This window comes from Marinomonas gallaica, assembly GCF_001639745.1.
GTDB classification, from domain to species: Bacteria; Pseudomonadota; Gammaproteobacteria; order Pseudomonadales; family Marinomonadaceae; genus Marinomonas; species Marinomonas gallaica.
The window spans coordinates 1-248 of record NZ_LTAX01000099.1; the positions used below are offsets into that span (position 1 = coordinate 1).

Annotated in this window: 1 protein-coding gene; it reads right to left on the reverse strand. The window is 42.7% G+C overall.

The window, feature by feature from the left end:
* Window positions 1-248, reverse strand: a 248-nt coding sequence (locus tag AYW76_RS19265) for a hypothetical protein (protein ID WP_197467861.1), incomplete at both ends; no start/stop codon positions are given.

The following is a 248-nucleotide window of genomic DNA, read 5'->3' on the forward strand; positions in this document are numbered from 1 at the left end:
CGATTAAGGTCGATGTAAATCAATCCATGGCCTTTTTCGAGAGCTTGTTTACGGATACGGTTTAAAGCATGGCGATTTTTGAGTTTAGTCAGTGCATCATGATTGGCTCGATGATTGGTAATGTAACCGAAGAAAAACGTCACTAGCACTAGCAGTGCTAACAGCGCATTGATGATATTCAAGCGACGTTTGTCACTCTCTTTTTCATTCAGTTCACGCCAGTTTGCTGGTGGTTGATAACGGCGGTT